Annotated in this window: 16 protein-coding genes; 4 read left to right on the plus strand and 12 right to left on the minus strand. The window is 65.4% G+C overall.

The window, feature by feature from the left end; translation table 11 throughout:
* Positions 1-370: 370 nt before the first annotated feature.
* Together ACRCSW_RS11945 and ACRCSW_RS11950 are read left to right on the plus strand one after the other, a co-directional pair.
* Complete coding sequence (locus ACRCSW_RS11945; protein WP_438705346.1) at positions 371-1,237, plus strand: S-methyl-5'-thioadenosine phosphorylase; 867 nt, start codon at positions 371-373, stop codon at positions 1,235-1,237.
* A 34-nt stretch (positions 1,238-1,271) separates the two neighbouring features.
* The gene (locus ACRCSW_RS11950; protein ID WP_438705348.1) at positions 1,272-1,811 is read left to right on the plus strand and encodes an adenine phosphoribosyltransferase; all 540 of its coding nucleotides are present in this window, start codon (positions 1,272-1,274) and stop codon (positions 1,809-1,811) included.
* A 314-nt stretch (positions 1,812-2,125) separates the two neighbouring features.
* On the opposite strand, the gene ACRCSW_RS11955 is transcribed toward ACRCSW_RS11950, so the two are convergent.
* From ACRCSW_RS11955 to coxB, 12 genes are all read right to left on the minus strand, one after another.
* The gene (locus ACRCSW_RS11955) at positions 2,126-3,544 is read right to left on the minus strand and encodes an FAD-binding oxidoreductase (protein WP_438705350.1); all 1,419 of its coding nucleotides are present in this window, start codon (positions 3,542-3,544) and stop codon (positions 2,126-2,128) included.
* 57 nt (positions 3,545-3,601) lie between these two features.
* Positions 3,602-4,411 carry an MBL fold metallo-hydrolase gene (locus tag ACRCSW_RS11960; protein ID WP_438705352.1) on the minus strand — a complete coding sequence of 270 codons (810 nt, stop codon included), beginning with the start codon at positions 4,409-4,411 and terminating at the stop codon, positions 3,602-3,604.
* 80 nt (positions 4,412-4,491) lie between these two features.
* Positions 4,492-5,031: a DUF1697 domain-containing protein gene (locus ACRCSW_RS11965; RefSeq protein WP_438705353.1), complete on the minus strand. Its 540-nt coding sequence runs from the start codon at positions 5,029-5,031 to the stop codon at positions 4,492-4,494.
* A 180-nt stretch (positions 5,032-5,211) separates the two neighbouring features.
* Positions 5,212-5,796 (minus strand): GNAT family N-acetyltransferase, encoded by a 585-nt coding sequence (locus ACRCSW_RS11970; protein ID WP_438705355.1) that lies wholly within the window; start codon positions 5,794-5,796, stop codon positions 5,212-5,214.
* Positions 5,796-7,055, minus strand: coding sequence for a M16 family metallopeptidase (locus ACRCSW_RS11975; RefSeq protein ID WP_438705357.1), 1,260 nt, complete (start codon positions 7,053-7,055; stop codon positions 5,796-5,798). The genes ACRCSW_RS11970 and ACRCSW_RS11975 overlap by 1 nt, the downstream gene beginning before the upstream one ends.
* On the minus strand, positions 7,052-8,437 hold the full coding sequence (gene thrC / locus ACRCSW_RS11980) for a threonine synthase (protein WP_438705359.1): 1,386 nt from the start codon (positions 8,435-8,437) through the stop codon (positions 7,052-7,054). The genes ACRCSW_RS11975 and thrC overlap by 4 nt, the downstream gene beginning before the upstream one ends.
* 10 nt (positions 8,438-8,447) lie before the next feature.
* Positions 8,448-9,116 carry an SURF1 family protein gene (locus ACRCSW_RS11985; RefSeq protein ID WP_438705361.1) on the minus strand — a complete coding sequence of 223 codons (669 nt, stop codon included), beginning with the start codon at positions 9,114-9,116 and terminating at the stop codon, positions 8,448-8,450.
* 67 nt (positions 9,117-9,183) lie between these two features.
* Complete coding sequence (locus ACRCSW_RS11990) at positions 9,184-9,987, minus strand: cytochrome c oxidase subunit 3 (protein WP_438705363.1); 804 nt, start codon at positions 9,985-9,987, stop codon at positions 9,184-9,186.
* A gap of 27 nt (positions 9,988-10,014) precedes the next feature.
* The gene (locus tag ACRCSW_RS11995) at positions 10,015-10,611 is read right to left on the minus strand and encodes a cytochrome c oxidase assembly protein (protein WP_438705365.1); all 597 of its coding nucleotides are present in this window, start codon (positions 10,609-10,611) and stop codon (positions 10,015-10,017) included.
* Positions 10,608-10,799 carry a hypothetical protein gene (locus tag ACRCSW_RS12000; protein ID WP_438705367.1) on the minus strand — a complete coding sequence of 64 codons (192 nt, stop codon included), beginning with the start codon at positions 10,797-10,799 and terminating at the stop codon, positions 10,608-10,610. The genes ACRCSW_RS11995 and ACRCSW_RS12000 overlap by 4 nt, the downstream gene beginning before the upstream one ends.
* 1 nt (position 10,800) lies before the next feature.
* Positions 10,801-11,745 carry a heme o synthase gene (gene cyoE / locus ACRCSW_RS12005; RefSeq protein ID WP_438705369.1) on the minus strand — a complete coding sequence of 315 codons (945 nt, stop codon included), beginning with the start codon at positions 11,743-11,745 and terminating at the stop codon, positions 10,801-10,803.
* A gap of 72 nt (positions 11,746-11,817) precedes the next feature.
* Positions 11,818-12,729, minus strand: a complete 912-nt coding sequence (coxB, locus tag ACRCSW_RS12010) for a cytochrome c oxidase subunit II (protein ID WP_438705371.1) — start codon at positions 12,727-12,729, stop codon at positions 11,818-11,820.
* Positions 12,730-12,904: 175 nt separating this feature from the next.
* Between coxB and ACRCSW_RS12015 the strand changes: the two genes are divergently transcribed.
* On the plus strand, positions 12,905-13,714 hold the full coding sequence (locus tag ACRCSW_RS12015; RefSeq protein ID WP_438705373.1) for an alpha/beta hydrolase: 810 nt from the start codon (positions 12,905-12,907) through the stop codon (positions 13,712-13,714).
* A 41-nt stretch (positions 13,715-13,755) separates the two neighbouring features.
* Entirely contained in the window at positions 13,756-14,535 is a 780-nt protein-coding gene (locus ACRCSW_RS12020; protein ID WP_438705375.1) for an alpha/beta hydrolase, read from the plus strand.
* Positions 14,536-14,729: the final 194 nt, after the last annotated feature.

Consider the following 14,729-nt stretch of genomic DNA (forward strand, 5'->3'; position numbering starts at 1 on the left):
CCCCACGCTGCCAACGAGCCCATATCTCGGCGCGCTGTTCGGCCGAATAGTAGATCCGGCGACGATACGTCATGGCTCACACTCCTTCTTCGATCAAAGAATGAAGTGTTGCAGCCACCGGTTGAACCCACCGCTCAAACCGGAAACTCGATGTTTCTAGGAGTTGTAGCCTGACGCTAAGTTGGCGCCGCCCCAACTCCCCGCGATCAAGCTACAACCCAATCAACCCAAATCCTAACAAATCCTGAACGACCCCCAGCTAACCCTTTGGAATCCCTTGCGGCCTCCAGGCGTAACTCAGCGTTACTCCCCCTTCCCCCGCCTCTCCGACCCGTCTATCCTCCTCCCCGGCCAACCAAGGGGGAGCCCAATGCAGACCATGCTCGGCGTCATCGGCGGATCGGGGGTCTACCAGATCGACGGGCTGGAAGGCGCCTCCTGGGTCAAGGTCGCCACCCCCTGGGGCAAACCCTCGGACGAGGTCCTCGTCGGCCGCCTTTCCGGCCTCCCCATAGCCTTCCTTCCCCGCCACGGCCGGGGCCATGTCCATGACCCGGCCAACGTCCCCTACCGCGCCAACATCGACGCCCTGAAGCGCCTCGGCTGCACCGACCTCGTCGCCGTCTCCGCCGTCGGTTCCCTCCGCGAAGACTACGCCCCCGGCGACTTCGTGATCGTCGACCAGTTCATCGACCGCACCCGCCAGCGGCCAATGTCCTTCTTCGGCCCCGGCTGCGTCGCCCACGTCAGCCTCGCCGACCCCACCTGCCCCCGCCTTGGTGCCCTTGCCGCCGAGGCCGGCCGAGCCGAAGGCCTGACGATCCACCAGGGCGCGACCTACCTTTCCATGGAGGGCCCCCAGTTCTCCACCCGCGCCGAAAGCCGGATGTACCAAAGCTGGGGCGCCGATGTGATCGGAATGACCGGCATGTCCGAGGCCCGCCTCTCCCGCGAGGCCGAGCTTTGCTACGCCTCGGTCGCGATGGTCACCGACTACGACTGCTGGCATGACGATCACGGCGCAGTCGACGTGGCCCAGGTGATCGCCGTCGTCCACGCCAACGCCGCCGCCGCCCGCGGCCTGGTCGCCCGGCTCCCTGCCCTACTGGACCCCGACCGAGAGCCCTGCCCCCACAGCTGCGACCGGGCGCTGACCCACGCGATCATGACCGCCCCCGACAAACGCGACCCCGATCTACTCGCCAGGCTTGACGCCGTTGCGGGCCGCGTGCTCTGACCGTCCAGCCGATCCCCGAACCCGGACCTGCAGCATGACCAAGAAGAAAACCGTCAAGGACTATATCCGAACGATCGTCGACTTCCCGCATGAGGGAATCCTGTTCCGCGACGTGACCACGCTTTTCGCCGATCCGCGCGGCTTTCGGATGTGTGTGGACCAGCTGCTGGCGCCCTATGCCGGGATGCGGATCGACAAGGTCGCGGGGCTTGAGGCGCGGGGGTTCATCCTCGGCGGCGCGGTGGCGCATCAGCTCTCGACCGGCTTCGTGCCGATCCGGAAGAAGGGCAAGCTTCCCGGCCAGACGATATCGCAGGCCTACAAGCTGGAGTACGGCGAGGCGGTGGTCGAAGTGCACGACGACGCGATGAGCCCGGGCGAGAAGGTGCTGCTGGTCGACGATCTTCTGGCCACTGGCGGCACGGCGGAAGCTGGGATCAGGCTGATCGAGCGGCTCGGGGCCGAGGTGGTGGGCTGCGCGTTTGTCGTGGACCTGCCGGACCTTGGCGGGCGCAGGAAGCTTGAGGCGATGGGCATGGATGTCCACGCGCTCTGCGAGTTTGAAGGGCTTTGACGCCCGCCAATGGCGAGCCAACCTGCCGATTTTCGTCGAAAATCGGTCCGACGCTCGTTGAGATGAACTGGCGTTAACCGTCCCGAAAGGGAATCACTCTAGACCGGGTCCTGTCGGGTCTACCCAACCCGGCCGCGCTGCTACCCACAGCGTGACCCACACACCCAAAGCACCCCGTCGCAGGTCTCCTGCGGCGGGGATGTTTCTTTTGCGGCATCTCTCCGGTATCCCTCCTCGTTCGACTTCGTCTCCTCGTCGGAAGGCGCGTCGCGACGAGTGACGAAGTCATCGAGGAGCGGCCCGATCGAGCCGGATCAGATGCCGGATACCAGCACCGCGCCGGGGTTCATGATCCCATGTGGGTCAAGGGCTACCTTGATCGCCCGCATCGCGGCCAGTTTCCCCGGATCGCCGTAGCGTGCGAGGTCGCCGACTTTCAGCCGCCCGACCCCGTGCTCGGCCGCCACCGACCCGCCCAGCGAATGGACCAGGTCATGGATGCGGGTCTTGACCTCGTCCCGCACTGCGTCGTGCTCGCTCCGGCTGTGACCCTTTGCCGGGAAGACGTTCCAGTGCAGGTTACCATCGCCGAGATGCCCGAAGCAGTTGACCCGGAACTCACCCAAAGGCGTCAACAGCCTGGGGGCCTGTTCGATGAACCCCGGTATGGCCGAAAGCGGCAGCGAGATGTCATGGCTCGACACCGCGCCGATCTTGCGGTTGGCCAGCGGGATCGCTTCGCGCAGGTGCCAGAGGGCGGCGGCTTGGGCTTCCGAAGTAGCGATGACCCCGTCACTCACCAGTCCAGCCTCTGCACCCCCATCGTAGAGCCCGGCCATGGTAGCCTCGGGCTCCAGCCCCGCGGGCAGCTCCAGTTCCAGAAGCACCAGCCAGTCCGGCAGCGGATCGAAGGGCGCGCGGAGCTCGGGCATCGTTTCAGCCAGGAAGTCGAAGCCCATCCGATGGATCAGCTCAAAGGCCGAAACAAGGCCCGCAACCCGCTGCCCCACAAGGGCCAGAAGATCAAGTGCAGCCGAAGGCGAGGGCACCGCCAGCATCGCAACCACCTGCGCAGCCGGGCGCGGGAAGAGCTTAAGGCTAGCAGCAGTGATCACCCCAAGCGTCCCTTCGGACCCGATCAGAAGGTGGCGGAGGTCATAGCCCGCATTGTCCTTCCGAAGCCGCGTGAGCCCGTTGAAGACCGTGCCGTCCGGCAACACCGCCTCCAGCCCCAGGCAAAGGTCGCGCGCATTGCCATAGCGCAGGACCGCCGTGCCCCCGGCATTTGCCGCCAGATTGCCGCCGATCCGACAGCTGCCCTCGGACGCGAGGCTTAGCGGGAAGAGCCGATCCACCCCGGCAGCAGCGGCCTGCACATCTGCCAGGACCATGCCCGCCTCAACGACCATCGCGTTCTCCTCGGGCCAGATGCCGCGAAGTGCCGTCATCCGTTCCAGCGACAGAAGGAGCGGCGCGGGGCCTTGGGCCATGGTCTGCCCGCCGACAAGGCCGGTGCCGCCGCCCCAGGCCACAATCCCCACCCGCGCCGCAGCGCAGGCGCGGACGATCCGGGCGACTTCGTCCGTCGTCCGGGGACGGGCCAGCGCACCCGCCTGCCCCTGCCATCGCCCGCGCGGCTCTTCCAGATGGCGGGGTTCTGGTGCGGAAAGCGTGCCGTCGGGCAGGCTTTCGGCCAGGCCCGTGACAAAGGCGCTGTCGCAGGGGTTCAGCATCGGCGGCCCTCCTTCGGCCCTTCGTAACGCGGGGCCAGGGCGGGGGCCAGAGGGCCGTCAGTCGATGTAGGCGGGTTCCAGCACCATGATCGTGGGTTCGGATGGCAGCTCATCCAGCGACAGCGCGATCTGCGCACCACCGGTCTCGACCACGGTGAACTCGGAAGACATCTCGGACAGGAAGCTTTGCAGCGAGGCCTCGCTGAACCAGTGCATCGGGATGACGACCGATGAGCGCAGGCGCCGGACCACGCCCGCCATATCCTCCAGCCGCATAGTGTAGCCGCCGTCGACCGGGACCATGACCACGTCAAGCCGCCCGATAGCGGCGTATTGCTCGTCCGAGGGGATCTGGTGGAGATGGCCAAGGTGGCCGATGCAAAGCCCCGCAGCCTCGAAGATGAAGATCGAGTTGCCGTCCTGTCGCGCGCCCTCGCCGAAGGGACCGCGGGTGTCGGTGGTGACATTGCGGACGAGCATGGCGCCAAGATCAAGGCGGTGTTCGACGGGGGTTTCGCCCTCGCTCCAGCCCTGAAGGACATTGGGGATGCGGGGATCGGGGCTTGCGGTCCAATGCGTGGAATGCGCGTTGTTCATCGTGACGACGTCGGGGACGATGTCCTGGGTGCCGATATAGCCGGTGTAGTCGGTGACAGCCGTCGTGCCGTCCGGGGTGACGATGGCAAAGCTCGCGTGGTCGACGTAGCGGATGAGCACGCTGTCGGGTGCGAGCCCCTCTTCCAGGGTGACCGGGACGACCTGCGGCTCGGCCTCAGCCACGGCGATGCAGTGTGAGGGGATGCGCTCCTCCTGCGCGAAGGCGGGTGCTGCGACAAGCGCAAGGATCGGGGCAAGCGTCAGGCGCATCGTGTCACCTCCGGGGTTCTGCGGAGGGTAACGTGGAATCGGCACCCGTCATCGGGCCTTGGGATCACGGATGCGCGAGGTCAGGCGCGGGCGGCCAGCATGGCGTGCAAAGCGGCGACGGTGCGCAGATTGCGGGCGGTCATGGGGGTGGGAAGGTATTTCGGCAGCTTCTCGGCAAGCTTCGACGTTCCGACGCCTGCGGGAGTGTGAAGCGTGAAGCGGCGGGGTCCGGAGGCCCAAGCATCCCCAGGCAGGGCGAGGGCCTGCAGCGCGGCCTCGTCCGGCACCGGGTTTTCCTTCAGGAAGAAGACATGGACGCGGTTCGGCTCCGCGCTGGCGAACGGGTGGTCCGTCAGGGCGGTGGCGATGTCGGGGGCGTCGAGGACGAAGGTCTCGGGCGCAAAGCCGAAGCGGGCGGCGATTGCGTCGCGGATCGTCGCTTCAAGCTCGGGGATGGGGCGGTCGCTGTCGAAGACGGCATTGCCGGACTGGATGTAGGTCTCGACCCGTTCCAGCCCGATCGCCGCAAGCATGGTCCGAAACTCGGCCATCGGCAGCTTGTTCGCGCCCGAGACGTTGACGCCGCGCAGAAGCGCGATGCGGGCGCGTCCGCCGGTCATGTCCGAAGACCGGGGAAGCAGGGCTCCCCTCCCCCCGCGTGGGGGAGGGTCAGGGAGGGGGGGCTGGTCGAGAAGATCAGCATGCGCTCAGGCCAAAGGGCCCCCCACCCCCAACCCCTCCCCACGAGGGGGAGGGGAGGCGCCAGGCCCCGGCGGCAGATCAGACGCCAATCGGTTGCCTCAGCCCACATCCGTCCGACCCCGCCGATCTCCCCTCAGGTTGGCGTAAAGCACGTGGTTCCGCCAGCGGCCGTTGATCTGAAGGTAGCTTTGCGCGACGCCTTCGTACTTGAAGCCGCATTTCTCCAGCACCCCGCGCGAGGCCACGTTTTCCGGCAGGCAGGCGGCTTCGAGGCGGCTAAGGTCCATGCGGGTGAAAGCGTGGTGGGTCAGCGCCAGGATCGCCTCGCGCATGTAGCCCTGGCGGGCGAAGGGCTGGCCGATCCAGTAGCCGAAGGTGCCCGCCTGTGAAGGGCCGCGGCGGATGTTGTCAAGCGTCAGCGCGCCGAGAAGCTGGTTGTCCGACCGCCGCATCATCAGCATCGGAAGCGCCGTGCCCTGCGCCTCGGCCCGCTGCGCCCAGTAGACGCGGTTGGTGAAGGCACGGCGGGTCAGGTGGTCGTTGGCCCAGACCGGCTCCCATTTCGCCAGGAACTCGGCCGAGGTGTCGCGCAGTTCCGACCATTGCCGCCAGTCGGCGTGCTCTGGCAGCCGCAGCGTCATCCGTTCGGTCTCAACCCGCACACGGCGCTTCAGGCCCAGCATCAGGCGGCAAGCCCCTTCCGGATCGCCTCGATCCCGGGCGCCTTGGCAACCGGGCCGTAGATCGCAAGTGCCGACCGGGCAGCGGTAAGCTCGGCGGCATAGGCGCGGACGGTGTCGGTATCCACAGCGTCGATCTTGGTGACGGCTTCGGCCACGGCAGGCACCCTGCCCCAGATCGACAGAAGCCGCGCGTTCCGTTCGGCGCGGGAGGACGGGCTTTCGAGGCCCATCAGAAGCCCTGCGCGCAGCTGGGCGCGGGACCGGGCGACCTCGGCCTCGGTCATGTCCTCGGCGGCGCGTTTCAGCTCGTCCAGGGTAAGCGTGGTCAGATCGCCGATCTCTTCCTTCGAGGTGCCGGCATATATCGTGATCTGCCCGGTGTCCTCATACGCCGAGGACTGGACATAGATCGAGTAGCAAAGGCCCCGGTCCTCACGGATCTTCTGGAAGAGCCGGCTCGACATGCCCCCGCCCATCGCCGTCGCATAGACCTGAGAAGCATAGACCTTGTCGTCCCGATAGCCCGGCCCTTCGAATGACAGAGCGAAATGGACCTGCTCCAGGTCCTTCACCTCGCGCCGCTCGCCGCCCTCGAACCGGGCGGGCTGGATGGTGGACCGGCCAACCGGTTTCAGATCGCCGAAGATGCGCTCGGCCGCCTCGACGATGGCGGCATGGTCGACACCACCTGCGGCCGACAGGATCATCTGGTCGGGGCCGTAGTGCGCGTGGGTGAAGCCCTCGAAATCGGCCTTCTTGAATGCCGCTACCCGCTCCTCGGGCCCCAGGATCGTGCGCCCGAAGGGCTGGTCGGGGTAGCTCACCTCATGCAGCCAGTCGAAGATGATATCGTCCGGAGTGTCCAGCGCCTGGCCGATTTCCTGCAGGATGACGTGCCGCTCGGTCTCGATATCCGCCTTGCGGAACAAGGGGTTGAGCACGATATCCGCGATCACGTCCAGGGCCATGACCACATCCTGCGACAGGACGCGGGCGTAATAGGCGGTCATCTCGCGGCTGGTATAGGCGTTGATATAGCCGCCCACATCCTCGATTTCCTCGGCAATCCGCAGCGCCGACCGCCGACGAGTGCCCTTGAACGCCATATGCTCCAGAAAATGCGCGATACCGTTCTGCTCGGGCGTTTCATGCCGACCACCGGCTTCGACCCAAAGGCCGACGCTGGCCGACTGCAGACCGGGCATGGCCTCAGTGACGATGCGAAAGCCGTTCGGCAGGGTGTGAAGGGCTTGCGTCACTGGGCGATCCTTTCGCGGACCAGCGCCTGCAGCGCGGCAAGGTCGTTCGGCACGCGGGTCATCCGTTCCTTCCGCTCGAAAAGGTCGGCCATATGCGGCGGCAGGCGGGGCCGGATGCCGGTTGCCTTCTCGACCGCATCCGGGAACTTCGCGGGATGGGCGGTCGCCAGCGTGACCATCGGGCTGGCGCCCAGATGCTCCTCGGCCACTTTCACGCCGACAGCGGAGTGCGGGCAGAGAAGCTCGCCCGTCGTCTCCCGATACCGGGCGATCGTGGCCAGCGTCTCCTCCTCACTGCAGCGGCCCGAGGCGAAGGTCGCGCGCAAGGCCTGCAGCGCGCCCTGGCTGATATGGAAACCGCCCGCCTTCAACTCGGCCATCAGCTGGGCGATAGCGTTGCCGTCGCGCCCATAGGCCTCGAACAGCGCGCGTTCAAAGTTCGACGAGACCTGGATATCCATCGACGGGCTGATCGAGGGCTTCACTCCGTTCGTCCGGTAGTCACCCTGGCGCAGCGCACGGTCGAGGATGTCGTTCTGGTTCGTCGCAATCACCAGCTGGTCGATCGGCAGCCCCATCCGCTTGGCGATATGGCCTGCAAAGATGTCGCCGAAGTTGCCGGTTGGCACTGTGAAGCTGACGGAACGATGCGGCCCACCAAGCGCTACGGCCGCGTAGAAATAGTAAACCACCTGCGCCAGCACGCGGGCCCAGTTGATGCTGTTCACGCCCGCCAACCGCACCCCGTCGCGGAAGGCGAAGTCGTTGAACATGTCCTTCACCCGCGCCTGGCAGTCATCGAAATCGCCCTCCAGCGCCAGGGCATGGCAGTTCGCCTCGGACGGCGTGGTCATCTGGCGCCGCTGAACTTCGGACACCCGGCCATGCGGGAAAAGGATGAAGACATCGACATTGGCCAGCCCTCGGAACGCCTCCATCGCGGCGCTTCCGGTGTCGCCCGAGGTGGCGCCAACGATGGTGATCCTCTCCCCCGTCCGCGCCAAGGCCGCCTGCATCATCTGCCCGATGAGCTGCATGGCAAAGTCCTTGAACGCAAGCGTCGGGCCGTGGAAAAGCTCCAGAAGGAAGTGGTTCGCGGCGAGCTGCACCATCGGCGCGCGGGCGGCGTGGTGGAAGCCATGGTAGGCTTTTGCGATCAGGCCCTTGAATTCGTCGTCCGAAAAGAACCCGCCCAGATAGGGCCGCATCACGCGGAAGGCGACCTCTTCATATGGCAGCCCCGCAAGCGCCGCGATCTCGGCTTCGGTCATCACCGGCACGGTCTCGGGCACGTAAAGGCCCCCGTCGCGGGCAAGGCCGGTCATCATCGCCTGGCCAAAGCCAAGGACGGGCGCGGTGCCGCGGGTCGAGATGTAGTTCATCGCTTCGCTTTCAGTTTGTCCGGCTTCTGATACGCCACAGAAGAAAGACTGTCATCCCCGCCCATGTCGCCGCCAGAAGGAACCACTGGATCGCATAGCCCCAGTGGTTGTTGGGGATCGAGGCGGTGTCGACCGGAACCGGCTCGATCCCGTCGCCGGTAGGCGCGCTTGCGACGATGAGCGTAGGCTCGGTCTTCAGTTTCAAAGCCATCGCAGCCACGTCGCGCGCAAACCAGAGGCCGGTCTTTTCGTCCGGCGCAGGGGTGGAGGCATTCGAATCCTGCGGCCAGTGCAGATTGCCCTCGACCCGCGCTTCGGTCGTGGTGCGGGGGGTCGTGCGTGCGTCTTCCTCCACAAACCCGCGTTGGACAAGGATGCGGCGACCCGAGGGCAGCGCAAAGGCCTCGATCAACAGGACGCCGGGGCTTGCGCCCTTCTGGCCCGCGAGCACTTCCAGATACTCGCCGGTAAAGCGCCCCTCGGCATAGACGGCCTGGAATTTCATCGCCATCTCGTCCGGCGCATCCGGCAAGGCGATGGGAGAATTGGCGATCCGCGCCTCCATCTCATCCAGATAGACGCGCTTTTCCTCCATCCGGTTCAGCTGCCAGACCCCAAGGCTTACCAGGACGGCAACCCCGGCAATGCCCAAGAGAAGCGGAAAGAAGTAGCGGCGCATTGTGTTCCCGGAAATGAAAGCGCAGGCCCGAAGGCCCGCGCTTGGAAAGCCTGTCAGAAGCTGAGGATCAGCCCTGGCCCCAGACGTAGACCGCAGCGAAGAGGAAAAGCCAGACCACGTCGACGAAGTGCCAGTACCAGGCGGCCGCCTCGAACCCCACGTGCTTTTCGGGGGTGAAGTGACCCTTCAGCGCGCGCAGCAGGCAGACGGTCAGGAAGATCGTGCCGATGATCACGTGGAAGCCGTGAAAGCCGGTCGCCATGAAGAAGCTTGCGCCGTAGATGTTGCCTGCAAAGCCGAAGGCCGCGTGGCTGTATTCATAGGCCTGCATCCCCGTGAAGACGACACCCAGACCGATAGCGAGAATCAGGCCGTTTATCAGGTCCTTGCGGTTGTTTTCGTGGACCAGCGCATGGTGGGCCCAGGTGGCCGCGCAGCCCGAAAGAAGCAGGATCAGGGTGTTGATGAAGGGCAAGTGCCAGGGGTCGAACGTCTCGATCCCCGCGGGCGGCCAGACACCGTCGACCGCCGGGCTGTCCGGCCCCATCGGGTACATGCGGTGCTTGAAGAAGGTCCAGAACCAGGCCGAGAAGAACATCACCTCGGACATGATGAAGAGGATGAAACCGTAGCGCAGGCCGAGACGGACGACCGGGGTGTGATCGCCGACGCGACTTTCGTGCACGACCTCGGACCACCAGGCGAACATGACGTAAAGGACGCCCACCAGACCGATCAGCCCGATCCACGGCCCCGAGCCGTGCATCCAGAGGACCGCACCAAAGAGCATCACGAAGCCCGCCAGCGCACCAAGGAAGGGCCAGATCGACGGTGGCAGGACGTGGTAATCGTGGTTCTTTGCGTGTGCCATGGCTGGCGTTTCCCTCGTTGTCTTGTCTCAGTTCACCGCACCTGCATTGGGCACGGCTGGAGTTTCAAGCGCCGCCTGTTCATCAGGCAGCGGTGTTTCGTGGAACGTATAGCTGAGCACGATCTCGCGCACAAACTGCCCTTCGATGTCGTCGACCATCGCCGGGTCGACATAGAAGCTGACCGGCATCTGGACCGTCTCACCGGGCTGCAGCACCTGCTCCTGGAAGCAGAAGCAGTCGATCTTTGTGAAATAGCCGCCAGCGGCATTGGGGAAGACATTGTAACTCGCCGTCCCCGCCACCACCCGATCGGTCGGGTTGTGTGCCTCGTAGAAGGCAAGTCCCGTCTCGCCGATACGGATTTCCATCGAGCGCTCGACCGGCTTGAAGGTCCAGGGCATCCCCTGTTCCAGCGAGGCGTCGAAGCGCACCTTGACGGTCTGGTCTAGGACGACATCCGAGCCAGCATCGGCGACCGAGGTGGTGCCGCCAAACCCGGTTACGCGGCAGAACCAGTCGTAGAACGGCGGTATGACCACAATGGTCGTGAACGCCAGCGTGACAACCATGGCGGCAAGAAACGTCGCAGTGCGGGCAGGACCTTGAAGACGCGGGAAGATCATTCCTGAGCCTCCCTCGGAACCGCTTCAGGCTGGTAGCCGTGGTCAAACCCCTGCATTGGGTCGCCGCGCTTTACCTTCACTACCGTCAGCGCAAAGACCAGGGCCACGAAGGCCGCAAGCGTCAGGCCCAGGCCCACATTCCGGCTGAACCTGCGCTTGTGCAGCTCGTGCTCGGGCCGGAAAGTCATCTCACCAGCCCCCAAGCCCGACAGTCTTCAGCGCCACTTCCGCCAGGAACGCCGCGAAGTGGAGGACAAGGTAGAGAAGCGAGAAGCGGAAGAAGGCCTTCTCGGCCTTGTAGCCATCCGCCTCGGCCACCGCTTCATCGCGCCGCCAGATGCGGAGGGCGCCCACAACAAACCAGAGGTTCAGCACCACCGCGACCGCCAGCGTGAACGGCCCGCCGATCGAGGTCATCGCGGCCCCCAGCGCCACCGGCACCAGCAACAGCGTGTAGACCAGCACATGCACCCGCGTCGCCTTCCGGCCATGGGTCACCGTCAGCATCGGCACGCCTGCCGTGTGGTAGTCTTCCTTCATGAAAAGCGCGAGCGCCCAGAAATGCGGCGGGGTCCACATGAAGATCAGCGCGAACATCAGGAACGCCTCGACCGAGACACTCCCCGTCGCCGCAACCCAGCCGATCATGGGCGGAAAGGCCCCGGCAGCACCACCGATCACGATGTTCTGCGGTGTCGAGCGCTTCAGCCACATCGAATAGACGACCGCGTAGAAGAAGATGGTGAAGGCCAGAAGCGCCGCCGCCACAGCGTTCGTCGCGAGCCACAGCATCACCACGCTGATCCCCGACAGCGCCAGGCCCACGGCCAGCGCCTCGCCCGGCTGCACCTTGCCCGCGGGCACCGGACGGCGCCTCGTGCGCTTCATCACCGCGTCGATGTCGGCATCCCACCACATGTTCAGCGCACCCGAGGCCCCAGCCCCAAGTGCGATGAACAGGATCGCCGAGAACGCCTCTACCGGATGCAGCGAAACCGGCGCGACCAGCAGACCCACCAACGCGGTGAAGACCACCAGCGACATCACGCGCGGCTTCAGAAGCTGCACGTAATCGCCGAAGCCCGCCTCATGCGGGGTTTCGGTCACGCCCTGGTATGTTCCGATATCGCTCATTCACCGATCTTTCAGTCATGAGGGGCCTGCGTTTCCGGCAAGCCCCGTCACGGTCACCCAGAACTCTTGGCCTCAGTCGTTCGAGGCCACCTGCGTCGACGCTTCCTCGGCCACATGCGACAGGATCACATCCCCCGCCTTGGCCTTTGCAAGCCACTCGGCATAGGCCGCTTCCGACACGACCTTGACCGTGATCGGCATGTAGGCATGCATCTGGCCGCAAAGCTCGGAGCACTGGCCGAAGTAGATGCCTTCCTTCTCGGCCTTGAACCACAGCCCCGCCGTCCGGCCCGGCACCGCATCCTGCATCACGCCAAACGCCGGAACCTTCCACGAATGGATCACGTCAGCCGCGGTCACCTGCACAACGATCGTCTTGCCCACCGGCACCACCACGGCAGTGTCGGTCGCGAGGAGGAACTGCCCTTTCGTGTAACCCGCCGCCACAAGCTGTGCCTCGACTTCCGGGGTCAGCATGTTGGTGCCCCCGGTCGCGGGCGAGCCGATCATGTAGCTGTCGAAGGCCACACCCTCGTCCACATATTCATAGCCCCAGTACCACTGGTAGCCCGTCGCCTTGATGGTGACGTCACCTACCGGAATTTCCTGCTGCTTGAACAGGATCGGCAGCGAGAGCGCGACGATGAAGACCAGAATCACGATCGGGACCACGGTCCACGCAACTTCCAGCGGGCTGTTGTGCGTGAAGCGCGCGGGCGTTGGGTTGGATTTCGAGTTGAAGCGGACGATCACATAGATCAACAGCACCGTAACGAAGATCACGATGGCCGCGATGATATAAAGCAGCATGTTGTCCAGCCAGTGGATGTCGTCGGCAAGCTCGGTCGCCGCGGGCTGGAAGCCCATCTTGCCGTCCACCGGCTGCCCGATGATCTCCAAAGCCTGCTGCGCAAGGGCCGAGCCAGCCGCCAGCGTGGCGATCCCAGCCGCGGCAATCCCGTTGATCACTGTCGAAAGACGCATGTCGCTTATCCCGTTCACGTCGCGGCTTGCCGCCGCCTTCTACGGCCCCGCCGTCAAGGGCAGAATCCCGTTGGTTCCCAAGGGCCCTCAAACCATATTAGCTTGGCCGCGACAAGCAAAACCATTGCGACAAAGCAGCGCTTGTAAACGGCCTGCCGGAGAGAGGTAAACCCGCATGGGCTTCATCAAGCTGACCCTCGTCACGTTCGGGGTTTTGTACGTAGCCGCGCTGTCGGGGATGTATGTTTTCCAGCGTGATCTCCAGTACTTCCCGTCACGCCACGACCCCGCGCCCGAGGCCGTGGGGCTGACTGGGGTCGAGCGGGTGACGCTTGCCACACCCGACGGCGAGACGCTGGTCCTGTGGTACAGCCCACCTGCCGAGGGGCGCCCCGTGATCCTCTTCCTCCACGGCAACGCCGGGGCCATCGCCGACCGCGCCGACCGCTTCGCCTTCTACCAGACACGGGGCTATGGCGTCGCGTTCCTCTCCTGGCGCGGCTATGGCGGGTCGACCGGTCGGCCGACCGAAACCGGGCTCCTCGCCGACGCCAAGACCGCCTACGACCATCTCCGCAGCCTCGGGTTTGCCGCGGACCGGATCGTGCTGGTGGGCGAGTCGCTCGGCACGGGCCCCGCCGTGATCACCGCCGCGCAGAACCCGGTCGGCGCCGTCGTGCTGGAAGCCCCCTACACCGCCGCCGTCGATGTCGCCCGCCGCGCCTATCCTTGGGTGCCGGTTGGCCTTCTGATGAAGGACCAGTACCGCTCACGCGACCACGTCGCTCTGATCCAGGCGCCGCTCCTGATCCTGCACGGCGAAGTGGACCGGGTGATCCCGTTCGGCTTCGGCCAGCGGCTCTATGAGGCCGCAAAGGACCCCAAGACCTTCCTCTCGCTCGGCCCGGTCGGGCATGAGGCGCTTTTCACTTCCGAAACCTGGTCAAAGGGGGCCGACTTCATCGACGGCCTCTATCCGCGATGACCCCGCCGCCCCTTCGCGCTGTCAGGACAGTATTCGTTACCTTGACGACCCTCTATCTCCTCAGCACTGCTGCGCTATTCCTGTTCCAGCGCCAGCTGATCTACTACCCTGCCCGCAACGCGCCCTCCCCAGTCGAGGCCGGGTTCGACGGCGTAACCGAACATGCCCTGACCGCCGCCGACGGCACCCGCGTCGTCCTCTGGTACGCCCCCGCCGAACCGGGTGCCGCCACCATTCTCTACTTCCAGGGCAAAGGCGGCGAGATCGCCGACCGCCCGAAACGCTGGGCCGCCTACCGTGCCGCCGGTCTGGGCGTCGCATTCCTTAGCTACCGGGGCTATGGCGGCAGCGACGGCTCGCCCACAGAAGCGGGCCTTCACCAAGACGCGGACGCTGCGCTTGACTGGCTTCTGGCCCAAGGCATCCCCGCCAACCAAATCGCCGTCGTTGGCGAATCCCTGGGCACCGGCGTCGCCACCCGGCTTGCCGCTGACCGCGAGGTCGGTGCCCTGATCCTCGAGGCCCCCTACACCTCGCTGGCCGATGTCGCGGCCCGCCGCTTCCCGTGGGTCCCCGCGCGGCTCCTGATCCTCGACCCCTTCCCTTCGCTCGATCACATCAGCGCGGTCGAGGAGCCCCTCCTAGTCCTCCACGGCACCGCCGATACCCGCGTTCCCACCGCCATGGGCCAGGCCCTCCATGACGCAGCCCCCGGCCCCAAGGAGATCCGCCTGTTCCCCGGCGTTGGCCACGTCGACCTCTTCGGTCCGACGATCTGGGCCGAGGAAATCCGCTTCCTCCGCGCGCACCTCCCCAGCTAACCGCTCCGGCTTGGCCGCCGGCTCTTCTCAACTTCTTGTTGGCAAACGAGTCGCAGATCAAGGTTAACGCCCCTCCGCCTCCATGTGCGTAGAGACGGAAGGAAGACAAAAGGAAGACAGAAAGAAGATCATTAGCTTGTTCGAAAGGTGCAAGTTTAACACAGCGTTCCCAAGGGGTTGGAGGCCCTTGCGGC

Origin of the sequence: Tabrizicola sp., from assembly GCF_051645465.1 — a bacterium.
Lineage (GTDB): Bacteria > Pseudomonadota > Alphaproteobacteria > Rhodobacterales > Rhodobacteraceae > Tabrizicola.